This window comes from Bacillus sp. 2CMS4F (assembly GCF_023161785.1).
Classification (GTDB): Bacteria; Bacillota; Bacilli; order Bacillales; family Bacillaceae; genus Bacillus; species Bacillus halotolerans.
Window position 1 is genome coordinate 198,333 of record NZ_JALNTO010000002.1, and the last position, 22,416, is coordinate 220,748.

The 22,416-nt window shown below is 45.1% G+C and carries 22 protein-coding genes, 1 pseudogene and 1 other annotated feature; of the genes and pseudogenes, 20 read left to right on the forward strand and 3 right to left on the reverse strand.

What is annotated here, in order from left to right; all coding sequences use genetic code 11:
* Positions 1–3: 3 nt before the first annotated feature.
* The 5 genes from dnaB to thrS all read left to right on the forward strand — a co-directional run bounded on the left by dnaB (position 4) and on the right by thrS (position 6,315).
* Positions 4–1,425 carry a replicative helicase loading/DNA remodeling protein DnaB gene (dnaB, locus tag MTN95_RS04275; RefSeq protein WP_248337068.1) on the forward strand — a complete coding sequence of 474 codons (1,422 nt, stop codon included), beginning with the start codon at positions 4–6 and terminating at the stop codon, positions 1,423–1,425.
* A gap of 27 nt (positions 1,426–1,452) precedes the next feature.
* The gene (dnaI, locus tag MTN95_RS04280) at positions 1,453–2,385 is read left to right on the forward strand and encodes a primosomal protein DnaI (RefSeq protein WP_024122442.1); all 933 of its coding nucleotides are present in this window, start codon (positions 1,453–1,455) and stop codon (positions 2,383–2,385) included.
* 36 nt (positions 2,386–2,421) lie between these two features.
* Positions 2,422–3,063 (forward strand): TVP38/TMEM64 family protein, encoded by a 642-nt coding sequence (locus MTN95_RS04285; RefSeq protein WP_248337070.1) that lies wholly within the window; start codon positions 2,422–2,424, stop codon positions 3,061–3,063.
* 78 nt (positions 3,064–3,141) lie between these two features.
* The gene (gene ytxC / locus MTN95_RS04290) at positions 3,142–3,987 is read left to right on the forward strand and encodes a putative sporulation protein YtxC (RefSeq protein WP_105953429.1); all 846 of its coding nucleotides are present in this window, start codon (positions 3,142–3,144) and stop codon (positions 3,985–3,987) included.
* Positions 3,988–4,383: 396 nt separating this feature from the next.
* On the forward strand, positions 4,384–6,315 hold the full coding sequence (thrS, locus tag MTN95_RS04295) for a threonine--tRNA ligase (protein WP_010335257.1): 1,932 nt from the start codon (positions 4,384–4,386) through the stop codon (positions 6,313–6,315).
* A 39-nt stretch (positions 6,316–6,354) separates the two neighbouring features.
* On the opposite strand, the gene MTN95_RS04300 is transcribed toward thrS, so the two are convergent.
* Positions 6,355–7,140, reverse strand: coding sequence for an HAD family hydrolase (locus MTN95_RS04300; RefSeq protein WP_105953430.1), 786 nt, complete (start codon positions 7,138–7,140; stop codon positions 6,355–6,357).
* A gap of 173 nt (positions 7,141–7,313) precedes the next feature.
* Between MTN95_RS04300 and lytS the strand changes: the two genes are divergently transcribed.
* The 4 genes from lytS (at position 7,314) to lrgB (ending at position 11,090) form a co-directional block, all read left to right on the forward strand.
* Positions 7,314–9,095, forward strand: coding sequence for a two-component system sensor histidine kinase LytS (gene lytS, locus MTN95_RS04305; RefSeq protein ID WP_105953431.1), 1,782 nt, complete (start codon positions 7,314–7,316; stop codon positions 9,093–9,095).
* Positions 9,073–9,798: a LytR/AlgR family response regulator transcription factor gene (locus MTN95_RS04310; protein WP_248337072.1), complete on the forward strand. Its 726-nt coding sequence runs from the start codon at positions 9,073–9,075 to the stop codon at positions 9,796–9,798. Before lytS ends, MTN95_RS04310 begins: the two co-directional genes overlap by 23 nt.
* Positions 9,799–9,932: 134 nt before the next feature.
* Complete coding sequence (gene lrgA, locus MTN95_RS04315) at positions 9,933–10,373, forward strand: antiholin-like murein hydrolase modulator LrgA (RefSeq protein WP_248337074.1); 441 nt, start codon at positions 9,933–9,935, stop codon at positions 10,371–10,373.
* Positions 10,374–10,394: 21 nt separating this feature from the next.
* Positions 10,395–11,090, forward strand: a complete 696-nt coding sequence (gene lrgB / locus MTN95_RS04320) for an antiholin-like protein LrgB (RefSeq protein WP_202852739.1) — start codon at positions 10,395–10,397, stop codon at positions 11,088–11,090.
* Positions 11,091–11,120: 30 nt separating this feature from the next.
* Here lrgB and MTN95_RS04325 read toward each other — a convergent pair.
* Positions 11,121–11,396, reverse strand: a pseudogene (locus tag MTN95_RS04325) (hypothetical protein); the annotation flags it as partial.
* 478 nt (positions 11,397–11,874) lie between these two features.
* Positions 11,875–12,005, forward strand: a sequence feature (ribosomal protein L20 leader region).
* A gap of 57 nt (positions 12,006–12,062) precedes the next feature.
* On the opposite strand from MTN95_RS04325, the gene infC reads away from it, so the two are divergent.
* The 4 genes from infC to MTN95_RS04345 are packed head-to-tail and all read left to right on the forward strand — an operon-like array spanning position 12,063 to position 13,511.
* The gene (gene infC, locus MTN95_RS04330) at positions 12,063–12,584 is read left to right on the forward strand and encodes a translation initiation factor IF-3 (protein ID WP_071543361.1); all 522 of its coding nucleotides are present in this window, start codon (positions 12,063–12,065) and stop codon (positions 12,582–12,584) included.
* 12 nt (positions 12,585–12,596) lie between these two features.
* Positions 12,597–12,797 (forward strand): 50S ribosomal protein L35, encoded by a 201-nt coding sequence (gene rpmI, locus MTN95_RS04335; protein ID WP_003222418.1) that lies wholly within the window; start codon positions 12,597–12,599, stop codon positions 12,795–12,797.
* A gap of 31 nt (positions 12,798–12,828) precedes the next feature.
* A complete protein-coding gene (gene rplT, locus MTN95_RS04340; RefSeq protein ID WP_003222420.1) occupies positions 12,829–13,188 on the forward strand; it encodes a 50S ribosomal protein L20 in 360 nt (119 codons plus the stop codon).
* A 53-nt stretch (positions 13,189–13,241) separates the two neighbouring features.
* The gene (locus MTN95_RS04345; protein ID WP_010335250.1) at positions 13,242–13,511 is read left to right on the forward strand and encodes a DUF1294 domain-containing protein; all 270 of its coding nucleotides are present in this window, start codon (positions 13,242–13,244) and stop codon (positions 13,509–13,511) included.
* A gap of 16 nt (positions 13,512–13,527) precedes the next feature.
* Here the strand turns inward: MTN95_RS04345 and ysdB are convergent, their stop codons facing one another.
* On the reverse strand, positions 13,528–13,920 hold the full coding sequence (gene ysdB / locus MTN95_RS04350; RefSeq protein WP_168748494.1) for a sigma W pathway protein YsdB: 393 nt from the start codon (positions 13,918–13,920) through the stop codon (positions 13,528–13,530).
* A 187-nt stretch (positions 13,921–14,107) separates the two neighbouring features.
* On the opposite strand from ysdB, the gene MTN95_RS04355 reads away from it, so the two are divergent.
* The 7 genes from MTN95_RS04355 to egsA all read left to right on the forward strand — a co-directional run bounded on the left by MTN95_RS04355 (position 14,108) and on the right by egsA (position 22,414).
* Positions 14,108–15,193: a M42 family metallopeptidase gene (locus MTN95_RS04355; RefSeq protein ID WP_029441383.1), complete on the forward strand. Its 1,086-nt coding sequence runs from the start codon at positions 14,108–14,110 to the stop codon at positions 15,191–15,193.
* Positions 15,194–15,390: 197 nt separating this feature from the next.
* Positions 15,391–16,362, forward strand: coding sequence for an arabinan endo-1,5-alpha-L-arabinosidase AbnA (gene abnA, locus MTN95_RS04360; protein ID WP_105953437.1), 972 nt, complete (start codon positions 15,391–15,393; stop codon positions 16,360–16,362).
* Positions 16,363–16,543: 181 nt separating this feature from the next.
* Entirely contained in the window at positions 16,544–18,034 is a 1,491-nt protein-coding gene (gene araA, locus MTN95_RS04365; RefSeq protein WP_248337076.1) for an L-arabinose isomerase, read from the forward strand.
* Positions 18,035–18,049: 15 nt separating this feature from the next.
* The gene (gene araB, locus MTN95_RS04370; RefSeq protein WP_248337078.1) at positions 18,050–19,735 is read left to right on the forward strand and encodes a ribulokinase; all 1,686 of its coding nucleotides are present in this window, start codon (positions 18,050–18,052) and stop codon (positions 19,733–19,735) included.
* 12 nt (positions 19,736–19,747) lie between these two features.
* Positions 19,748–20,437, forward strand: a complete 690-nt coding sequence (gene araD / locus MTN95_RS04375; protein WP_024122427.1) for an L-ribulose-5-phosphate 4-epimerase — start codon at positions 19,748–19,750, stop codon at positions 20,435–20,437.
* Positions 20,415–21,233: a sugar-phosphatase AraL gene (locus tag MTN95_RS04380; RefSeq protein WP_248337080.1), complete on the forward strand. Its 819-nt coding sequence runs from the start codon at positions 20,415–20,417 to the stop codon at positions 21,231–21,233. The genes araD and MTN95_RS04380 overlap by 23 nt, the downstream gene beginning before the upstream one ends.
* Positions 21,230–22,414, forward strand: a complete 1,185-nt coding sequence (egsA, locus tag MTN95_RS04385; protein ID WP_248337082.1) for a sn-glycerol-1-phosphate dehydrogenase — start codon at positions 21,230–21,232, stop codon at positions 22,412–22,414. Before MTN95_RS04380 ends, egsA begins: the two co-directional genes overlap by 4 nt.
* Positions 22,415–22,416: the final 2 nt, after the last annotated feature.

The window sequence follows — 22,416 nt, forward strand, 5'->3', positions numbered from 1 at the left end:
TGTATGGCTGACTATTGGAAAGATGTACTGCCTGTAGACCCTTATGTGGTGAAGAGCAAATCAATGCTGCAGGATATTGACAGACAAATTGTTACACAACTGTACCAGCCCTTAATCGGCCCTGTTGCATTCTCTCTTTATATGACATTGTGGGGAGAACTTGAACAAAACCGTCTGTGGGGCGGAGAATCCACACATAGACAGCTGATGGGAATGACCCAGTCCAATTTGAAAACGATCCATCAGGAACAGGGAAAGCTCGAGGGCATCGGATTGCTAAAAGTATATATGAAAGAATCCGAACGGCAGGAGCGCCTCTTTATATATGAACTGCTGCCGCCGCTGCGGCCGAATGAATTTTTCGAAGACGGCATGCTGAACGTTTTTCTGTATAACAGGGTCGGAAAAACAAAATATCAGCAGTTAAAACAATTTTTTACGCATCCGGCGATTTCAGAAGACGCCAAAGAAATTACAAGGCCGTTTAATCATGCGTTTGAATCACTGCAGCCGAGTGAATGGAAGCTCACATCCGAAATGGAGGAAACGGTGAGACTTGCGACGGGAAGGGAGTATACAACTGTCGGACAGGCTCCGTCCTATACCGTTACAGAGGATGTGTTCGATTTTGATTTGTTTTTAGCGGGGCTTTCGGAGACGATGATTCCAAGAAAAGCAATGACACAGCAGGTGCGGGAAACGATTAAAAAGCTTTCTTATTTGTACGGCATTGATCCTTTGCAGATGCAAAATGTCGTCATGAGCGCGATCGATGAGCATGAAGTGATTACCACCGAAGCTTTAAGAAAAGCAGCAAGCGACTGGTACCAAATTGAGAGGAACGGACAGCTGCCAGACTTAGTGGAGAAAACACAGCCGGTACATCTGCGCGAAGGCGGAAAACCGGCAGAAGAGGATTCGCTGGATAGTGAGCTGATCGCATTGCTGGAGGTCATCTCACCGAAAAAGCTTCTTCAGGATATCGCGGACGGAACCGAACCGTCAAAAGCAGATCTAAAAATTATAGAAGAAATTATGTTTGAACAGAAGCTGGAGCCAGGCGTCACAAATGTATTGATTTATTACGTCATGCTGAAAACCGACATGAAGCTGTCGAAAAATTATATACAAAAAATTGCCTCCCATTGGGCGCGCAAAAAAGTCAAAACGGTCAGAGAAGCGATGAAGCTTGCCATAGAAGAAAACCGCCAGTATCTCGAATGGGCTGAAGGGAAAACGAGCCAATCTTCTAAACGAAATCAAAAAGTGATTCGCGAGGAAAAACTTCCTGACTGGATGAAAGAAAAGAAAACGGCTTCCGATTCTGAAACCGGACAGCACATGCTGCATGAACAGGACTTGGAAGAACAGAAGAAAAAGATGATGGAAGAAATGAAAAAACTGAAAAAATACTCTGCCTATTAAGAGCAGAGATGCGGGGTGAAGTAATACATGGAACCAATCAGCCGTTCCCTGCAGGGCGTAACCGGCAGACCGGATTTCCAAAAGCGTCTTGAACAAATGAAAGAAAAAGTGATGAAGGATCAAGACGTTCAGGCATTTTTAAAGGAAAATGAAGACGTCATCGATCAAAAAATGATTGAAAGAAGCTTAAATAAGCTTTATGAATATATTGGACAGAGCAAGCACTGCTCTTATTGTTCAGAAGACGAAAACAGCAATAATCTGTTGGAGGGCTACCATCCGAAGCTTGTGATGACCGGCCGCTCTATTGATATCGAGTATTACGAATGCCCGGTCAAACGAAAGCTCGATCAGCAGAAAAAACAGAAGTCTCTCATGAAAAGCATGTATATTCAGCAGGACCTTCTCGGAGCGACCTTCCAGCAGGTCGATATTAATGATCCGAGCAGACTTGCAATGTTCCAGCATGTCACGGATTTTCTGAAAAGCTATAATGAGACGGGAAAAGGGAAAGGATTATATTTGTACGGCAAGTTCGGTGTAGGAAAAACCTTTATGCTCGCCGCTATTGCCAATGAGCTGGCGGAAAAAGAGTATTCCTCCATGATCGTCTATGTGCCCGAATTTGTCAGAGAGCTGAAAAATTCGCTTCAAGATCATTCGTTGGAAGAAAAGCTGAACATGGTAAAAACCACGCCTGTATTGATGCTCGACGACATCGGAGCAGAATCGATGACGAGCTGGGTCAGGGATGAAGTTATCGGAACAGTGCTTCAGCACAGAATGTCCCAGCAGCTACCGACTTTCTTCTCTTCTAATTTCTCGCCTGATGAGCTGAAGCATCATTTTACGTATTCGCAAAGGGGAGAAAAGGAAGAAGTGAAAGCGGCAAGATTAATGGAGCGGATTTTATATCTGGCTGCTCCTATCCGTCTTGACGGAGAAAACCGCCGCCATTAATAACCGCTGCGGTTCAAAGGGGAAGGAACTGAGGGTATGAAACTTAAAACGGCTGTTAAATGGCTGGCAGTGCTTGCGGGAGCAGGCTTGATTTTTTGGGCAAATAAAAAGTATTTAAATCTATCTCCGAAAGAAATCCGGATATGGGTTTTATCATTCGGCATCTTTGCGCCGCTTATCTTTATCGGGATATCGATCGTCAGGCCGCTTGTATTATTTCCGGTATCAGTTATTTCTATTGCGGGCGGTCTGGCCTTTGGCCCGATTCTCGGCACGCTTTACACACTATTCGGGTCGATGTGCGCTTCGGCTGTCTCATTTTTTGCAGCCGGTCTGTTGGCGGCAAAAACCAACAGCCGTCACGAAAGGCTGGAAAACATCCAGAAACAGATGGAGGAAAACGGTTTTTTCTATATCTTTCTTCTGCGGATCCTTCCGATTAATTTTGACTTTGTCAGCTATGCGGCAGGACTTTCTAATGTCAAGCCGCTCCCATATTTTGCGGCGACGGCTGCGGGAATCATCCCTGGGACCGTTGCACTGAACGTGCTGGGAGCAAGCTTTTTCACGGGCAATTTGCCCGCCTTCTTTCTCGTCCTCGGATTCTATCTCATTTTTATGGCGATGCCATTTATCTTCAGAAGGAAAATGCAAAGCCTGTTTCAAGAATCAAATTAAGATTTGCCGGTGACCTTTACGTCTATTTTAAAAACATCCCCCATATACTTGTAACAGATGCCGTAAGGGGGGACAAACATGCTTGAAATAATCTTTGAAGATGACCATGATACAGCCGCTTTTTTACATCTCATTCAGCATTCGGACGATCGGAAAAACATCATTGTCCGTGAAGGCATACGAAAAATCGGGATTGAAAAAGCTGAGCCGGCTTTCTCTATTCAGGGTTTTATGGAGCCGATTCTGGTCAAGTTTTTTTTAGATTGCAAAGAAGACGAGCATATGCTGTCGTTGATTGAAGAGACGTATTGTTTCACGGACCAGGATGAGCAGCAGCAAATCCTTCAGCTCGCACACAGTATTATAGAAGGAGAAGCTGATGTTCTTCCGTTTGAACCGATGAAGCCGCCGCGTAAGCAGTGTATTTTAGATGAGCTCCAAACGATTTGTTTAGAGGAAGGGGTATTTTCAATTCGTTCCTTTCAAACCTTTCGCCTCGGAAAGTACTACGAACAGCTTAGAGAAACTGTGGAAGCGGCAATAGACGAATATAAGATGGAGCAGGAGTACCAAAACTTTATTCAGACACTCAGAGATTATGTAATGGCTAAACCGCCGCGAATCAAAAAGGTGCACATTGTCCATGATGGTTCATTTACACTGTGGGAGATGCGCTATGTGCCGGAACGGGAAAAAATGAAATACATAGACAGGCGATTTGTCCGGGATCATCCCATGTACATTGACTCCCATTTGCTTGCGCCGCTGATCTCCATCGCGCCTGATGAGGTGATTCTCTATACAGACCAGCCCGAGCATATGATGGTAAGGACGATTCAAAACGTATTTCAAGAGCGTGTGCAAATGCTTCCGCTTCAGGCGTTTTCAAACGCTGAAACACCGGTCAAGCACTCAGAGGGATAAGTGCCGGCAGCCTGTAAACATAAGGCTGCCGCTTGAAAAAAAGGAAATACAATCGTGTTGATTTTTTGGAACGAACAATTTATAATACATAGGAGATTAAGATTGACACACGTACTGATAAGGACATGAAGGAATGATACCGGCTTAAAGAGAGGGAAGTCACGGCTGCAAGCTTCCCAGCTAAGGACCATTCGCTTTACCGCCTTTGAACCTCAGCTGTGAACCCCTTTATAAGGAACAGTAATAGCTGACGGGAACTCCCGTTACAGAGTTTAGAGCCGCAGGTGCCGGTGTATTGGCTTGCGGAAAAAAGGGTGGAACCACGATTCCGTTTATTCAACCTCGTCCCTTTCATAGGGGGCGGGGTTTTTATATGCAAAAAAAGGAGTGACAATGATGTCAGATATGGTAAAAATCACATTTCCTGATGGAGCAGTCAAGGAGTTTGCGAAAGGAACAACAACAGAAGATATCGCGGCATCCATCAGTCCGGGATTAAAAAAGAAATCATTAGCCGGAAAACTGAACGGAAAAGAAATCGATTTGAAAACGCCGATCAACGAAGACGGCACTGTGGAAATCATTACTGAAGGATCAGAAGAGGGTCTTGAGATTATGCGCCACAGTACGGCTCACTTGCTGGCACAAGCGATTAAACGCATTTACAAAGACGTGAAATTCGGTGTCGGTCCTGTTATCGAAAACGGTTTTTACTATGATGTAGAAATGGAAGAAGCGATTACGCCGGAGGATCTGCCGAAAATCGAGAAAGAAATGAAAAAAATCGTCAATGCGAACCTTCCGATCGTTCGAAAAGAAGTCAGCCGTGAAGAAGCGAAAGCCCGCTTTGCGGAAATCGGCGATGACCTGAAGCTTGAACTGCTGGATGCGATTCCTGAGGGAGAAACCGTATCGATTTACGAGCAGGGCGAATTCTTTGACCTGTGCCGCGGCGTACACGTTCCATCAACAGGAAAAATTAAAGAGTTTAAGCTGTTAAGCCTTGCAGGTGCATATTGGCGCGGTGACAGCAATAATCAAATGCTTCAGCGTGTATACGGAACAGCTTTCTTCAAAAAAGCTGATCTTGACGAGCATCTTCGCATGCTTGAAGAAGCAAAAGAGCGTGACCACAGAAAACTTGGCAAAGAATTAAAGCTGTTTGCGAATTCTCAAAAAGTCGGACAAGGTCTGCCGCTTTGGCTGCCAAAAGGCGCGACAATCCGCCGCACAATCGAACGCTACATCGTCGATAAAGAAATCAGCCTCGGCTATGAACACGTCTATACACCAGTGCTTGGAAGCAAAGAGCTGTATGAAACATCAGGACACTGGGATCATTATCAAGAAGGCATGTTCCCTCCGATGGAAATGGATAATGAAACACTTGTGCTCCGTCCGATGAACTGCCCGCACCATATGATGATTTATAAAAACGATATTCACAGCTACCGTGAGCTTCCGATTCGTATCGCTGAACTCGGCACAATGCACCGCTACGAAATGTCAGGTGCGCTGTCAGGTCTTCAGCGGGTGCGCGGCATGACACTGAATGATGCCCACATCTTTGTCCGCCCGGATCAGATTAAGGATGAGTTTATCCGGACAGTTCGTTTGATTCAGGACGTATATGAAGATTTCGGCTTGCACGATTACACATTCCGTCTGTCTTATCGTGATCCGGAAGACACAGAGAAATACTTTGATGACGATGAAATGTGGAACAAAGCGCAATCTATGCTGAAAGCGGCAATGGACGAAATTGGCCATGACTATTACGAAGCAGAAGGCGAAGCTGCATTCTACGGCCCTAAACTTGATGTTCAGGTGAAAACAGCGATCGGCAAGGAAGAAACATTGTCTACTGTTCAGCTGGACTTCTTGCTGCCTGAACGCTTCGATCTGACATATATCGGTGAAGACGGCAAGCAGCATCGTCCGGTTGTTATTCACAGAGGTGTGGTATCAACAATGGAACGCTTTGTTGCATTCCTAATCGAAGAGCATAAAGGCGCACTTCCAACATGGCTTGCACCGGTTCAGTTCCAAGTCATCCCGGTTTCTCCGGCTGTGCATTTGGATTATGCGAAGCAAGTACAAGAGCGCCTCCAGCGTGAAGGCCTGCGTGTAGAAGTCGACAGCCGTGATGAAAAAATCGGCTACAAAATCCGCGAAGCGCAAATGCAAAAAATTCCGTACATGCTTGTGGTCGGTGACCAAGAAGCAGAAAACGGTGCGGTAAACGTCCGTAAATACGGAGAGCAGAAGTCTGAAACCATTTCACTTGATGATTTTGTGAAAAAGGCTGTAGCTGAAGCGAAGAAATAATACAAAAAAGCATGATCTCATGAAAGAGATCATGCTTTTTTATTTATGTTCTAAAATAGGAAACAAATCATGAAGGCTGCTGATGATGTGATCCGGCGTCACTTCTGTTTCATTTTTCTTATCCGCCCGGTTGATCCATACGGTTTTGATACCGGCTCTGGAAGCGCCTAAAATGTCTGTATTCAGGTTATCGCCGACCATGATGGCATCCTCTTTCTGGATCTTCATCAGCTGCAGGCAATGCTCGAAAATAGAAGCATCAGGTTTCCCTTTGCCAAAAGCGCCTGAGATGACAATTTCATTGAAATAAGGGGCGAGCTCAGGCACGCCGGCGAGCTTCTCCTTTTGCAGACTCGGATCGCCGTTAGTCAAAAGCAGCAACTCATACTTTCCTTTTAATTGATCAAGCACATCAAATGTTTCATCGTAAACAAACGGGCGTTTTCGGCGTTCCGCTGCAAAAAACTCTCCCAAATATTCACCATATGCCGGATCGTCGACACCAAGCGCTTTCAGGCCGTTTGTCCATGCGTTTCGTCTGTACTCCGGCACAATCTTATTCAGCTTCTGAAATCCTTCACTGATCGGCTCGGAGAAATTCGACCACAGCCCTTCAAATGGGTTAATGCCGATCATCACCGTATAAGGGTATGTCTCGTAAGACATGTACAATTCTCTCGCCGCTTCCCGAACAGCTGCTTCGAATTCCTCAGGGTCAAGACCATATTTTTTCTCGGCCTGTAAACATGTTTCTGCAAATGTTGTTCTGACGCTTTTCTCATCCCAAAGTAGTGTATCGTCTAAATCAAAAAATACGGCTTTCATGATCTTCTCCTCTGCTTCAGATTCAATTCTTTCTGCCAAAAGGCTCATGTTTATTCTACAATAGATAAAAGCCTTGTGAAATATGTTTTCAGACGATTTTAAAAAAACAGTCAGCCATGAAACGATTTGCCGAAAAAATGATAAAATGAAATGGGAAAGAACAGGTGACACAGATGATTCAATTAATGATCATGATGCTGGAAAGAGTAGGGATTATTGTTATATTGGGATTTATTCTGGCCCACACTAAACTTTTCAGACAGGCACTTCAAAATCCGGAGGGCTACAAAGGAAAAGCCGTATTGATTTCTATTTTTTCTCTTTTCAGCATCATCAGCAATTATACCGGCATCGAAATTCAAAAACATATGATTGTGAATAATGATTGGGTGTTTACAATAGATCCGTCGGGCTCTATTGCAAATACCCGTATTTTGGGCGTTGAAATAGGCGGGCTTTTGGGCGGGCCGTTTGTTGGAGCGGGAATCGGTTTATTAGCAGGCCTTCATCGTTTTTCGCTCGGCGGCAGCACGGCTTTAAGCTGTGCGGTCTCATCCGTTTTAGCAGGGTTTCTTGCGGGATGGATCGGCAGGTATTTTACGAAGCGCTATCGAATGCCGACACCGCGTATCGCAGCCCTCGTCGGGATCGGTATGGAGACCTTGCAAATGGTCATTATTTTGCTGATGGCAAAGCCGTTCAATGACGCTTGGGAGCTTGTCAGCATGATCGGGATTCCGATGATCCTCATTAACGGAACAGGCAGCTTTATTTTCCTGTCGATTATTCAAGCCATTATTCGCAAGGAAGAACAGGCAAGGGCGCTTGAAACGCACAGGGTGCTGACCATTGCCGATCAGACGCTTCCTTTTTTCCGTCAAGGGTTAAATGAAAGTTCTTGTAAAAGTGTAGCGGCCATCATCCATAAGATGACCGGAACGGATGCGGTATCTCTGACGGACAATGAGAAAATACTTGCGCATGTCGGCGCGGGAATGGACCATCATATCCCATCTAAAAGCCTGATCACAGGCCTGTCTAAAAAGGTAATTAAATCAGGGCGTATCATGAAGGCTACTTCACAGGAAGAGATTGAATGCACCCATTCGGAATGCCCTTTGCATGCGGCGATTGTACTGCCTTTGACATCAAACGGCAACACAATCGGAACGTTAAAAATGTATTTTAAAAGCCCGGCAGGCCTCAGTCAGGTAGAGGAGGAGCTTGCCGAGGGGCTGGCTATGCTGTTTTCGACACAGCTTGAGCTCGGTGAAGCCGAGCTGCAAAGCAAGCTTCTGAAGGATGCGGAAATCAAAGCGCTTCAAGCACAGGTTAACCCGCATTTTTTATTTAATGCCATCAATACGATTTCTGCTTTATGCCGGACAGATGTTGAAAAAACCCGTAAGCTTTTGCTGCAGCTTAGCGTGTACTTTCGTTCTAATCTCCAGGGAGCAAGACAGCTGCTGATCCCGCTTTCAAAGGAGCTGAACCATCTTCAAGCCTATCTGTCATTAGAACAGGCGCGTTTTCCCGGGAAATATAAGATTGAGCTTGATATTGACAGCAGACTGGAACAAATTGAGATTCCTCCGTTTGTCTTGCAGGTGCTTGTTGAAAACGCATTACGGCACGCATTTCCAAAAAAACAAGACATGTGCAAGGTAACGGTTTGTGTCTTATCTGACGAGTCATCCGTCTATATGAAGGTCACGGACAATGGGCGCGGAATTCCGCCGGACGTCTTGCCGGAATTGGGGAATAAACCGCTGCCTTCTAAGGAAGGAACAGGGACTGCGCTTTATAATCTGAATCAGCGGCTGATCGGTTTATTCGGCCAGCAGGCTGCATTACATATCAAGAGTGAGGTACATAAAGGGACAGAGGTTTCCTTTCAAGTACCTATGCAACAAATGAAAGAGGGAGAAGAACATGCTCAGGGTGTTAATAGTTGATGATGAGATTCTGGCAAGAGATGAACTGGCTTATTTACTCAAAAGGACAAATGAGGAATTGGAAATCAATGAAGCGGAAAATATTGAATCAGCGTTTGACCAAATGATGGATCAAAAGCCTGATTTGCTGTTTTTAGACGTTGACTTATCCGGAGAGAATGGTTTTGATATCGCAAAACGATTGAAGAATATGAAGAACCCCCCGGCTATTGTGTTTGCGACGGCCTATGACCAGTATGCACTTAAAGCTTTTGAAGTGGACGCTCTTGATTACTTAACCAAACCTTTCGATGAAGAAAGGGTTAGGCAAACAATGAAAAAGTATAAAAAGGTAAAGCGGGAGATTGATGAACCAGAACAGATCAGCCATGCCAGCCAGCATAAATTAGCCTTATCTGTCGGTGAATCGATTGTGATTGTGGATACGAAGGATATAATCTTTGTGGGAACCGGAGACGGCCATGTCCATGTAAAAACCTTTGATGCATCTTATTCAGTCAATGATACGCTCGTTGTCATTGAAAAAAAGCTGCCGGAAACTGATTTTCTCCGCGTCCATCGAAGCTTTGTCGTTAATACTGAGTACATCAAAGAGATACAGCCATGGTTTAATTCCACCTATAATCTGATCATGAAAGACGGATCGAAAATACCGGTCAGCCGGACATATGCCAAGGAATTAAAAAAGCTGCTCCATATTTGACAGGGCGGCTTTTTGTATTTCATCCTTTTTATGCTGCAACTCATCTTTAATATTCGGCAAGTTATCATGTAAGCGCTTAATAGAGAGGGATTCTTATTTATAATGAGGGTACAAAAGAGAAAGAGGTGAAGAAAATGAGTGCTAAAAAAGTGTACGGATTTTTAACACAAGCATTTATTTTTGCCGTCATTATGCTGGTTTCCAATATGATTGCCGCTTTTGTCCCAATTCCTATACCGGCGTCGGTTGTAGGTTTGGTCTTATTATTTCTCCTATTATGTTTGAAAGTGATTAAACTGGAACAAGTAGAAACGCTCGGAGCGTCTTTAACCTCATTGATCGGATTTTTATTTGTTCCATCAGGTATATCTGTTATGAATTCTCTTGGTGTGATGCAGCAATACGGCCTGCAAATCGTCCTTGTCATTCTTCTCACAACGATTATTTTATTGGGGGCAACAGGATTGTTTTCTCAGCTTATTCTTACACTGAGCGGAAAACGCAAGACTGCTGATGACATAAAAGCAAAAACAGTACAGCCCCCGCAGAAGAAAAACGAACTTGTTCATCATTAAGAGAAGCAGGAGGTTCATGAAATGGAAAGCACAATGAGTCCATATTTCGGAATTGTCGTATCACTGGCCGCTTTCGGCATCGGCACCTTTTTATTTAAAAAAACAAAAGGGTTCTTCCTTTTCACTCCATTGTTTGTTGCGATGGTGCTAGGGATTGCATTTTTGAAAATCGGCGGTTTCTCTTACGCTGACTATAATAACGGGGGAGAAATCATTAAGTTTTTCTTGGAACCCGCGACGATTGCCTTTGCCATTCCATTGTACAAACAAAGAGATAAACTGAAAAAATACTGGTGGCAAATTATGTCCTCCATTATCGTAGGCTCTATCTGCTCTGTCACGATTGTCTATTTGCTTGCAAAAGGGATTCACCTTGATGCGTCAGTGATGAAAAGTATGCTTCCGCAGGCGGCAACAACAGCGATTGCGCTTCCTTTATCAAAAGATATTGGTGGCATCAGCGATATCACAGCTTTTGCTGTTATCTTTAACGCCGTCATTGTGTATGCGCTCGGCGCTTTGTTCTTAAAAGTGTTTAAAGTGAATAATCCCATTTCGAAAGGGTTGGCTCTCGGAACGTCCGGACACGCACTCGGTGTAGCTGTCGGGATCGAGATGGGTGAAGTCGAAGCCGCGATGGCAAGTATTGCTGTTGTCGTTGTCGGGGTCGTAACGGTTCTGGTCATTCCTGTGTTCGTGCAGCTGATCGGAGGTTAAGCCAAGGTTGAACCCTTGGCTTTTTCTATTTTATGGTGCGTCTTCCGGATCGATATATCCCTGTTTAATGCCCCATTCCACTTGATCGTCATGCCACTTTTTTCGTTCTTTATAACCATAGCCGTCGTCATCAGGAAGCTCTGAAGCCGGCTGTTGAATGGCATCATCTGTCTGGCTCGGGGAAGATGGCGCATTTTGGCTGTTAGATGAGGAAGCCTCATTCTGCTGACGCTGTGCCTGCGCTTGCCGTTCTTTTTTGGCATCCGCTTCCTGCTGTTTTTGGATTGCTGCCTGACGCTGCATTTCTGATCTTTTCCAGGCGGCAGGAAAAAATGCTTTATCTTCATGCCAGCCGATTCGAAACATACTATAAAAGAAAGCAGTCAATTGAGTGCAGATACGCTTTATCAAATACTAATATAACATGCACGATACCCGATTCGTTAAGACAAACCAGTACCAGCCTGCTGGTGAAGGTCGGGAAAAAGAAAAAAAGTGATGAATGCATCGGCAGCTGAAATCGCAAAGATGAATGAAAATTCGAGAACCGTTATGTTTCCAGTGATCGGCATGGAGCGCCGCTGGCTCAGCCGATGCTGTTTAACAAAATCCTGCATGATGGGCTGGAGGGTTCAGAACCTTGCATTCTGGATAAGAATAAAAGATTTTCTTTTTCTCTCTTGCACTCATAAATAACCCATGTTACAATGAGAAAGTTGTTCCGGATAAGTCATCCTTGACTAAACATCCGGCATTGTGTAGAATAGTTATTGAATTGAATATAAATCACAAGCAGAAGCACCCGCTTCTCACCTGATTGACACATTCATGTAGTTGGCAGGTTGACCGTACATTTTTATTGATACAGATGTTCGTAGTGTGGGTGTTTTATAATGCCCGCACTTTTTGTTTGCCTGCAGAATGCAGTCAAAAGAGTTGTGAATCAATTCGAAGAAACTATGGAGGTGGCTCATTATTAGCAAAGATCAATTGGTTAATGAGGGTATCCGTGCACGTGAGGTCCGCTTAATCGGACAAAATGGCGACCAGCTTGGAATCAAGTCCCGTCAGGAAGCACTTGAAATAGCCGGCCGCGCAAATCTTGACCTTGTGTTAGTTGCAGCAAATGCAAAACCGCCTGTCTGCCGCATCATGGACTACGGAAAGTTCAGATTCGAGCAGCAGAAAAAGGACAAAGAAGCACGCAAAAATCAAAAAATCATTAACTTAAAAGAAGTTAGATTAAGCCCGACAATCGATGAGCACGACTTTAACACGAAGTTGCGCAATGCGATTAAATTCCTTGAAAAAGGCGATAAAGTGAAAGCTTCTATCCGCTTTAAAGGACGCGCAATCACTCATAAAGAAATCGGCCAGCGTGTACTAGACCGTTTTTCTGAAGCATGTGCTGAGGTTGCGACAGTCGAAACAAAACCAAAAATGGACGGCCGCAGCATGTTCTTAATGCTCGCGCCGAAAAACGAAAAGCAATAAGGAGGAAATCCCATGCCAAAAATGAAAACTCACCGCGGATCTGCTAAACGTTTTAAAAAGACAGGTTCTGGGAAGTTAAAACGTTCTCATGCATACACAAGTCACTTATTCGCCAACAAATCTCAAAAGCAAAAGCGTAAGCTTCGCAAGAGTGCTGTTGTAAGCGCAGGAGACTTCAAACGTATCAAACAAATGCTTGCTAACATCAAGTAATCGGACAAGGAACAATTAGGAGGGAAATATAATGCCAAGAGTAAAAGGCGGAACTGTTACACGTAAGCGTCGTAAAAAGGTTCTTAAATTAGCAAAAGGTTATTTCGGTTCAAAACATACATTATACAAAGTAGCTAACCAGCAGGTCATGAAATCTGGAAACTATGCTTTCCGTGACCGTCGTCAGAAAAAACGTGATTTCCGTAAGCTTTGGATCACTCGTATCAACGCAGCTGCTCGCATGAACGGTCTTTCTTACAGCCGTTTAATGCACGGTCTTAAGCTTTCTGGTATCGAAGTAAACCGTAAAATGCTTGCTGATCTTGCTGTAAATGATCTTACTGCATTCAATCAGCTTGCTGATGCTGCTAAAGCTCAATTAAACAAATAATGATATAGAGCCGCTCTTAGAGAGCGGCTTTTTTATATAAAGGATGAGGGAACATGATAATTGCTGTATATCTAGTTCTGATCAATCTGTGCGGTTTTTGGGTGATGGGCGCAGATAAACGAAGAGCGCAGCACCACAAATGGAGAATTTCTGAAGATCGGCTGTGGCTGATTGCCATTGTGTTTGGAGCGCTTGGTGTCTGGCTCGGCATGCAGACCTTCAGACATAAAACGAAGCACACATCATTTCAATACGGTGTGCCGTTTCTTTTGGTAATTGAAGCGGTGTTGATCGGTATCTATTACAGTCCGTTTGATTTATAAAAAAGCAGAAAAGCGTTTAGCGCTCTTCTGCTTTTTTTGCAAGTTTTATGGGCTGATCCCAGTCAATTTTACAATCCGGATATCGTTCCAGTACTTTTTCTTCAATGTTCTTAAAATCTTTTGCAGAAAAGTTTTTCAGCTTTTCAGGAGACTCTGTCCATACGAAGATGGTGTGGATGAACAGCGGATGATCCTTGGAAGGAATATGCTTTTCTCCTTCAAAAAGCACGCCTTTATACGTCAATTGAAAGTTCTTTCGGGTATTGTTCTGTTCATCGATAATATAAAAAAGTTCTTTTGATTGGGCCAGCTTCAGTCTTCTCTTTGGATTGGCGACATATTTGACCAAGGCATAAATACAGTAAGCAAATAAAGCAAGCAATAGTATCCGGAGAACCATGATAAACATTGTGTGAAGGCACCTCCCTCATTGTGATGATCTGATGTAATACGAAGTGCATAGAAAAAGGTTTCACTTTTTCTAAAAGAAGTTTGTTAAAAAAGATATACCCGCTTTTTAAGTGAAATAGTCGTATGGTTACCGTCAGGTTTTGTATAATAATAATGCAGGACATATGAGGGAGGTTTTTGGAATCATGGCTAAATTGGATGAAACATTAACCATGCTGAAGGAATTAACTGATGCAAAAGGTATTCCGGGAAATGAAAGAGAAGTAAGGCAAGTGATGAAATCATACATAGAACCATTTGCTGATGAAGTGACAACTGACCGGCTTGGCAGTTTAATTGCGAAAAAAACAGGCGCGGAAAACGGTCCGAAAATTATGATTGCCGGGCATTTGGATGAAGTCGGTTTTATGGTGACACAAATAACCGATAAAGGCTTTATCCGTTTTCAAACTGTCGGCGGTTGGTGGTCTCAAGTCATGCTGGCTCAGCGTGTCACCATCGTGACGAAAAAGGGAGAGGTCACAGGTGTTATCGGATCTAAGCCTCCGCACATTTTATCTGCTGAGGCGAGAAAAAAACCGGTAGACATCAAAGAGATGTTCGTTGATATCGGGGCTTCAAGCCGTGAGGAAGCATTGGAATGGGGCGTACTCCCAGGCGATATGATCGTTCCGCATTTTGAATTCACGGTAATGAACAATGAAAAATTTCTTTTAGCAAAGGCGTGGGACAACCGTATCGGCTGTGCGATCGCCATTGATGTTTTGAGAAATTTAAAAAACACAGATCATCCAAATGTTGTGTATGGCGTTGGAACTGTACAGGAAGAAGTTGGCCTAAGAGGAGCGAAGACCTCTGCGCACACGATACAGCCTGATATTGCTTTTGGTGTTGATGTAGGGATAGCCGGAGATACACCAGGCATTTCTGAGAAGGAAGCGCAAAGCAAAATGGGAGAAGGGCCGCAGATTATTCTGTACGATGCATCTATGGTCTCCCACAAAGGACTTCGTGACTTAGTTGTCAATACAGCAGAAGAAGCAGGCATTCCATATCAATTTGATGCGATCGCCGGCGGAGGAACTGATTCCGGGTCTATTCATTTGACGGCAAACGGTGTTCCGGCGCTGTCCATTACCATTGCAACACGATACATTCATACGCACGCTGCCATGCTGCATCGTGACGATTATGAAAACGCGGTAAAATTAATCACCGAAGTCATTAAGAAGTTAGACCGGCAAACGGTTGACGATATTACGTACCAATAAAGATACGGAAGAATCCGCCTTGTGAGGCGGATTCTATTTTTTTGTCTGTACAAATTTTGGCGGAGTGACTACAATAAAGGAGATACCGAAAAATTCCTGAATCTGATCACGTACGAGATGCAGCTCATTTGTAAGGAAAGGAGGATTCAATTTCACGTTTTGTAAGCGCTTTCTAAAATAAGGGAGGTTTGAAAAAATTGAAAAAGAAAAAAGCATGGAAACGGTTCTTTCACTTTTCGAGTGCTGCTCTGACAGCGGGTTTGTTATTGACTTCCGCTTCTCCGGCATCCGCTGCATTTTGGGGAGCGTCTAATGAACTGCTTCATGATCCAACGATGATCAAAGAGGGAAGCTCGTGGTACGCGTTTGGAACAGGCCTTACGGAAGAAAGGGGGCTGCGGGTTCTCAAATCGTCGGATGCTAAAAATTGGACCGTGCAAAAATCGATTTTCAGCACACCTTTATCATGGTGGTCCACTTATGTGCCGAATTACGGCCAAAACCAGTGGGCACCGGACATTCAATATTATAACGGAAAGTACTGGCTGTATTATTCAGTTTCTTCTTTCGGAAAAAATGTCTCTGCCATAGGCCTTGCTTCTTCAACAAGCATCAGCTCGGGAAGCTGGAAAGACGAAGGCCTGGTAATCCGGTCGACAAGCTCCAATAATTATAACGCCATCGATCCGGAACTCACCTTTGACAAGGATGGCAACCCGTGGCTTGCGTTCGGCTCATTTTGGAGCGGAATCAAGCTGACCAAGCTGGATAAGAACACGATGAAGCCTACCGGATCGCTTTATTCCATTGCGTCGAGACCGAGTAATAGCGGAGCGCTGGAGGCTCCTACCCTCACGTACCAAAATGGTTACTACTATTTAATGGTTTCATTTGATAAATGCTGTGACGGGGTAAATAGTACGTACAAAATTGCTTATGGGAGATCTAAAAGCATAACAGGGCCTTATCTTGATAAAAGCGGAAAAAGCATGCTGGAAGGAGGGGGCACCATCTTAGATTCAGGCAATGATCAATGGAAAGGGCCTGGAGGTCAGGATATTGTAAATGGAAACATACTTGTGCGCCATGCCTATGACGCGAAAGATAACGGCATTCCCAAGCTACTAATCAATGATTTGAATTGGAGTTCGGGCTGGCCGTCCTATTAAACTGATAAGCCGGGTGAACACCTGGCTTTTTTTAAAAGAAAAGATTGACAGTATCCTACTGAATTACTATAATGAAGTTGTTCGTACAAATTAATAATAATTCACTATTTTTTGTTTATTAGTACGTATCTATCAATCTAGAATTGGAAGCGTTTTATTTTATAAGAAAGGGGCAGTTAACATGCTACAGACAAGAGATTATGAATTCTGGTTTGTAACAGGAAGCCAACACCTATACGGAGAAGAAACGCTGCAGCTGGTAGACCAGCATGCAAAAAGCATTTGTGAGGGGCTTAGCGGCATTTCTTCCAGATATAAAATGAAGCATAAACCTGTTGTAACTTCATCGGAAACCATCAGACAGCTGTTAAGAGAAGCGGAGTACAGTGAGACATGCGCCGGTATTATTACATGGATGCACACATTTTCTCCTGCAAAAATGTGGATAGAAGGCCTTTCCTCTTATCAAAAACCGCTTATGCATCTGCATACTCAATATAATCGCGATATTCCATGGGGTACGATTGACATGGATTTTATGAACAGCAACCAATCCGCACATGGCGACCGTGAGTACGGGTACATCAATTCTCGTATGGGGCTGAGCCGTAAAGTTGTCGCGGGCTATTGGGATGATGAAGAGGTAAAGAAAGAAATTTCTCAGTGGATGAATACGGCGGCTGCGCTAAATGAAAGCAGACATATCAAGGTTGCCAGATTCGGAGATAACATGCGCCATGTTGCAGTAACGGACGGAGACAAGGTGGGAGCGCATATTCAATTCGGCTGGCAGGTTGACGGCTATGGCATCGGGGATCTTGTCGAAGTGATGAATGGAATTACTGACGATGAGGTCGAAACACTTTATGCAGCGTATGACAAGCTTTATGTCATCAGCGAGGAAACGAAACAAGACGAAGCAAAGATAGCGTCCATTAAAGAACAGGCGAAAATTGAACTTGGCCTAACCGCGTTTCTTGAACAAGGCGGATACACGGCTTTTACGACTTCATTTGAAGTACTGCACGGAATGAAACAGCTGCCTGGGCTGGCCGTTCAGAGGCTGATGGAAAAAGGCTACGGGTTCGCTGGAGAAGGTGATTGGAAGACGGCTGCTCTCGTCCGGATGATGAAGATCATGGCTGAAGGTAAAAGAACATCCTTCATGGAAGACTATACGTACCATTTTGAACCTGGAAATGAAATGATTCTTGGCTCACACATGCTTGAGGTGTGCCCGACAGTTGCTTTGGATCAGCCGAAAATTGAAGTTCATCCGCTGTCTATCGGAGGCAAGGATGACCCGGCGCGGTTTGTATTCAATGGCATCAGCGGATCAGCCATTCAAGCGAGTCTGGTTGATATCGGAGGGCGTTTCCGTCTCGTGCTCAATGAGGTAAACGGACAGGAAATTGAGAAAGATATGCCGAATCTGCCTGTCGCCCGCGTTCTCTGGAAGCCTGAGCCTTCATTAAAAACAGCGGCGGAGGCATGGATTTTAGCCGGCGGCGCACACCATACCTGCTTGTCTTACGAATTGACAGCGGAGCAATTGATGGATTGGGCGGAAATGGCGGGGGTTGAAAGTATCTTGATTTCTCGCGATACATCGATTCACAAGCTGAAACATGAATTGAAATGGAACGAGGCGCTTTACAGGCTTCAAAAGTAGAGAGGAGGATGTCACTTGGCTTACACAATAGGTGTTGATTTCGGAACATTATCAGGAAGAGCGGTGCTCGTTCACGTCAAAACTGGAGAAGAGCTGGCGGCGGCTGTCAAAGAATATCCACACGCCGTCATTGATACCGTCCTTCCCAAAACGGGTCAAAAGCTGCCGCGGGACTGGGCGCTTCAGCATCCGGCAGATTATCTGGAAGTCTTGGAAACAACGATTCCGTCATTACTTGAACAGACTGGTGTTGATCCAAAAGAGATCATCGGGATCGGAATTGATTTTACGGCATGTACGATCTTGCCTGTCGACAGTGAAGGACAGCCATTATGTATGCTGCCGGAATTTGAAGAGGAGCCGCACAGCTATGTGAAGCTTTGGAAGCATCACGCCGCCCAAAAGCATGCTGATCGGCTCAATCAAATCGCCGAAGAAGAAGGGGAAGCTTTTTTACAGCGCTACGGAGGAAAGATTTCATCAGAATGGATGATTCCGAAGGTGATGCAAATTGCCGAAGAAGCGCCGCACATTTATGAAGCAGCAGATCGGATAATCGAAGCAGCTGACTGGATCGTGTATCAGCTGTGCGGCTCGCTGAAGCGAAGCAACTGCACAGCCGGTTATAAAGCGATCTGGAGTGAAAAAGCGGGATATCCTTCAGAGAATTTCTTTGAAAAACTTCACCCTGTAATGAAAACGATTACAAAAGACAAGTTAGCGGGATCGATTCACTCAGTAGGGGAAAAAGCAGGCGGGCTGACGGAAAAAATGGCACAGCTGACGGGTCTCCTTCCGGGAACAGCGGTGGCTGTTGCGAATGTTGACGCTCATGTTTCTGTTCCGGCTGTCGGTATCACAGAACCAGGAAAAATGCTGATGATTATGGGAACCTCAACATGCCATGTTCTCTTAGGAGACGAGGTAAACATTGTGCCCGGCATGTGCGGGGTTGTGGACAACGGCATTCTTCCGGGATTTGCGGGGTATGAAGCCGGACAGTCCTGTGTGGGCGATCATTTTGAATGGTTCGTGAAAACGTGTGTCCCGCAAGCCTATAAAGACGAAGCGGAGAAAAAAAATGTCAGCATTCACGAGCTGCTGAGCGAGAAGGCAAACATGCAAGCGCCGGGGGAGAGCGGCCTGCTTGCCCTGGATTGGTGGAATGGAAACCGTTCAACCCTTGTTGATGCTGATCTAACGGGGATGCTGCTTGGCATGACGCTGCTGACGAAACCCGAAGAGCTTTACCGTGCGTTAGTTGAAGCAACAGCATACGGCACAAGGATGATTATTGAAACATTTAGAGAAAGCGGAGTGCCAATTGAAGAGCTTTACGCAGCTGGCGGTATTGCTGAGAAAAACCCGTTTGTCATGCAGATTTATGCGGATGTCACAAACATGGATATTAAAATCTCAGGTTCACCGCAAGCCCCTGCTTTAGGATCTGCCATTTTCGGCGCGCTTGCGGCCGGTAAAGAAAACGGCGGCTATGATGACGTCACAGAGGCAGCGGCGCACATGGGGAAACTGAAAGATATATCCTATACGCCAAATGCTGAGCATGCCGCCGTATATGAAAAGCTATACGCTGAATATAAAGAGCTGGTTCAATATTTCGGAAGAAAGAATCATGTCATGAAGCGTCTGAAAACGATAAAAAATCTTCAATTTTCATCTGCCGCACAAAAGAATTCATAAAGGGTGATGAGCATGCTTGAAACGTTAAAAAAAGAGGTGCTGGCTGCCAACCTGAAGCTTCAAGAGCATCAGCTGGTGACCTTTACATGGGGAAATGTGAGCGGTATTGACCGTGAAAAAGAGTTAATCGTCATTAAACCGAGCGGAGTCGAATACAGCGAGCTGACAGCCGATGACTTGGTTGTTTTGAATTTGGAAGGTGAGGTCGTAGAAGGCTCGCTCAAACCTTCTTCTGATACACCCACTCATGTTTATTTGTATAACGCGTTTCCAAATATCGGCGGGATTGTCCATACCCATTCTCAATGGGCGACAAGCTGGGCGCAAGCCGGAAGGGACATACCCCCTTTAGGCACGACACATGCCGATTATTTCGACAGTGCGATTCCGTGTACACGTGAAATGTACGATGAAGAAATCATTCATGACTACGAACTGAATACAGGCAAAGTGATCGCGGAGACCTTTCAGCATCATAAATACGAGCAGGTGCCGGGCGTGCTCGTTAATAACCACGGCCCGTTCTGCTGGGGCACAGATGCCTTAAACGCCATTCATAACGCGGTGGTGTTAGAAACGGTTGCGGAAATGGCGTATCACTCTATGATGCTGAACAAGAATGTCAACCCGATCAATACTGTTCTCCACGAAAAGCACTTTTATCGAAAACACGGAGCAAATGCGTATTATGGCCAGTCATAATCCCGCAGTATCACCGGCCGGTTTTCTGATTGACTTGGACGGTACCGTATTCAGAGGAAACGAACTGATCGATGGAGCAAGAGAAGCCATCAGTACACTTCGAAATATGGGAAAGAAAATCGTCTTTTTGAGCAACCGGGGAAATATCTCCCGTGCCATGTGCAGAAAAAAACTGCTTGGTACCGGAATAGATGCAGATGTAAACGAAATTGTCCTGTCATCAAGTGTGACAGCAGCCTTTTTAAAAAGGAACTATCGTTTTTCAAAGGTATGGGTGCTTGGAGAACAGGGCTTGATTGACGAACTGAGGCTGGCAGGCGTCCAGACAGCAGATGAACCGAAGGAGGCGGATTGGCTTGTCATCTCGCTTCATGAAACACTCACCTACGAAGACTTGAATCAAGCCTTTAAAGCGGCCGCCGCAGGCGCTCGTATAATTGCCACGAACAAAGACCGCTATTTCCCAAATGAGTACGGCAATGCCATCGACGTCGCCGGAATGATTGGGGCGATAGAAGCTTCTGCTCAGGCGAAGACGGAGCTTGTCATCGGAAAGCCATCGTGGCTGATGGCGGAGGCTGCCTGTACTGCGCTGGGGCTTTCTGCACATGAATGTATGATTATAGGGGACAGCATTGAATCTGATATCGCAATGGGAAAGCTGTATGGCATGAAGAGCGCTTTAGTGCTGACTGGTTCAGCGAAACCGGGTGAACAGCGTTTGTATACGCCGGATTATGTACTGGAGTCCATTAAGGATGTAACCAAACTGGCTGAGGAGGGGATTCTGCTATGAATCATATCGCAGCTGACGTTCAGCGTGCTTTTGAACACGCGGGGGAGATGACATTTCCTGTAGAAGTAGAAGAAATTGTTCTTGAAAAACAAGCAGCCGATCGGTTGTTGGATTATGTAAAAAGAAAGAATGATCAGCGTATCGTCCTTGTCTGTGATCGGAATACGCACCGTATAGCGGGGATCGAGTTAGAAGACCGCTTGATAAAGGAAGGGCTTCAGGCGGAGTGTCTGATCATTCCGGAAAATGAAGCGGGAGATGTGGCGGCAGATGAACGGTCACTCATTCATGTGCTGGTCCATACGAAAAAATCAACAGATATCATGATCGCAGTCGGTTCGGGGACTATCCATGATATCGTGCGTTTTGCCGCCTTCCAGAGGGGGCTGCCGTTTATTTCTTATCCGACCGCCCCATCCGTTGACGGATTTACATCAGCCGGTGCGCCCATTATTTTATACGGTACGAAAACCACCATCCAAACGAAGGCCCCGTCCGCGCTGTTCGCTGATCTTGACATCTTAAAATCGGCGCCGCAGCCTATGGTGGCGGCTGGATTTGGGGATATGCTAGGCAAAATGACGTCTCTGGCTGATTGGAACATTTCTCATCAGCTCGCTGGTGAGCCATATTCATCAACAGGCGCAAAGCTCGTACAAGAAGCACTTGATGCCTGTATCGAAAACGCTGAAGACATTGCGATGAAAACGGAAACCGGCATCCGGGTCCTGATGGAGTCCTTGATTGTATCAGGACTTGTCATGCTGGCTTTGGATCATTCCCGTCCTGCTTCAGGAGGGGAGCATCATATTTCCCATTGGATTGAGATGGAATTAATGGAGAAAAAACGGCCTCAGATTCTCCATGGGGCAAAAGTGGGCTGTGCGGCCGTTTTATTGACTGACACGTACAGAAAGCTGATCCAAGCCGAAGAGCTGAACGAATTTTCTCCGCGTCAGCGGGAAGTCATTCAATCGGCTTATGAAACGCTGCCGGAAGGAAAAAAGCTGGCCGGCTGGCTGAAATCTGCCGGAGGCCCTGCGTATTTTGACGAAATCGGTGTCGGGCAGGATTCCGTCAAAAATGCCTTCAGACACGCACACACCTTAAGAGACCGCTGCACCGGATTAAGACTCATCAATGAAAACAAAACGCTTGTCAATCATGGTCTTTATGAATAGCC